Origin of the sequence: Mesorhizobium sp. M7A.F.Ca.ET.027.03.2.1 (genome assembly GCF_003999175.1) — a bacterium.
GTDB lineage: Bacteria > Pseudomonadota > Alphaproteobacteria > Rhizobiales > Rhizobiaceae > Mesorhizobium.
The window spans coordinates 1-1,428 of sequence record NZ_RZOM01001313.1; the positions used below are offsets into that span (position 1 = coordinate 1).

At 64.4% G+C, this 1,428-nt stretch carries 2 protein-coding genes and 1 riboswitch; both genes read right to left on the minus strand.

What is annotated here, in order from left to right:
* Nucleotides 1–51: 51 nt before the first annotated feature.
* On the minus strand, nucleotides 52–843 hold the full coding sequence (locus EN750_RS34170) for a CbtA family protein (RefSeq protein WP_127399266.1): 792 nt from the start codon (nucleotides 841–843) through the stop codon (nucleotides 52–54).
* A gap of 15 nt (nucleotides 844–858) precedes the next feature.
* Nucleotides 859–1,038 carry a CbtB-domain containing protein gene (locus EN750_RS34175; protein ID WP_127399267.1) on the minus strand — a complete coding sequence of 60 codons (180 nt, stop codon included), beginning with the start codon at nucleotides 1,036–1,038 and terminating at the stop codon, nucleotides 859–861.
* Nucleotides 1,039–1,073: 35 nt separating this feature from the next.
* A riboswitch (cobalamin riboswitch) is annotated at nucleotides 1,074–1,269 on the minus strand.
* Between the last annotated feature and the right edge of the window lie 159 nt (nucleotides 1,270–1,428).

Below are 1,428 nucleotides of genomic sequence, written 5' to 3' on the forward strand. Positions count from 1 at the left end.
GCGTTCTTGGGGGGGCGCCCACCGCCGATGAGGAAGGTCAGTGTCTTGCGATCAGGCAAAGCTGTCGCGCAGGCTGGTCGCGGTGCCGGTGAAGCGGCCACGCACCACACCGACGACCGCGCCGAGCACCAGCCAGAACACCAGATTGGTCACGGTCACCGCCACCACGAACTGGTGATGCAGCCCTTCCGGAATCGCCGTTTCGTAACTGTCGGGCTGCGGTGCACCGACAACATGCGGCGCGACGATCAAAAGGACGGCAAGGATCGCCAGCGGCAGCGACTTGCGAAACGCGATCAGGCCGAGACCGGCAGCGGTTGCCGCCACCGTTGCCCACCACCAGATCTGGCGCTGGGTGAGATCGGCGGCCGGCATGGCCGGCAGTTCCGGCGGCAGGCCGAGGCCAGGCGCCAGCGTGAACACGGCGAAGCCGGCCAGGCCCCAGAACACGCCCTGGCGCCAGCCACCGATGCCGCCGGCGAATTCGGAGACCGCGACCAGGATCAAGGCGAAGCCGATGCCGGTGACGATGTTGGCAAGCACGCTGAAGGCGAAACGCTCGAAACCGTCTGCCGGCGCCCAGCCTTCGTCTGCCGGAGCGGCTTCCGCCGCCGGGGCAGCAGAGCTCATGGCATCTCCCGCCGGTGCAGTTGTGCTCATGGCATTGCTATCCGTTGCGGCCGGAGCGGCATGGTCATGGTGATGCCCGCCGCCCGCCTGTTCGTAGACTTCCGCCTTCAGGATCAGCGGCACGGTGGCATAGGCCTGCAGGCAGGCGAGGACGACGCCGGCCACGAGCCCTGCGATCGCCGCGATGAACACGACGTTGCGAAACAGGTTCATGATGTCAGCCCCTCGTCAGTGGCAGGGAAACGCCATCGAATGGCGATAGTCGTGAGCCGCATTGTGGACCGCATCGATATGCGAGAAGCCGACAAAGCCCATCACGAAAACGCCGAGCAGCGCGGCAAGAGCGAGCTGCATGAGGCGCGACTGCGAGGAGACGGAGGTGCCGAGGGAGACGGAAGCGGTAGTCATGTCTTGTCCTTTCGCCCTCCACCCGAGGGCATCGAAGTCAGTTTCCTGTCGCCGGCAGGTCTCCTGGCTCACGGATCAGCGTCCTTCCCCACCTTCCCGAAGAAAATCTTCAGTGGCATATGGAGAGGACTACCGCACACAGTTGCGGGGGCAGCCACGGCATTGGGCGAAATTCGCCCTCACCGCATTCCCTCTTGGCTCCAAAATGGAACCGGCGACACCGATGATTATAGGCAGAATCCTCGCTTCCGGCAAACCAAATTCCGCCGGTGACCATTGCGAATGCGCCATGAAGGTCAAAGTGATTTCGGCAGATAGCGCCACGTCACAAAGCCGCAGACCGCCGCCAGCAGACCGAGCGTGACGAACACCGAGCCCAGGCCGAAGAAG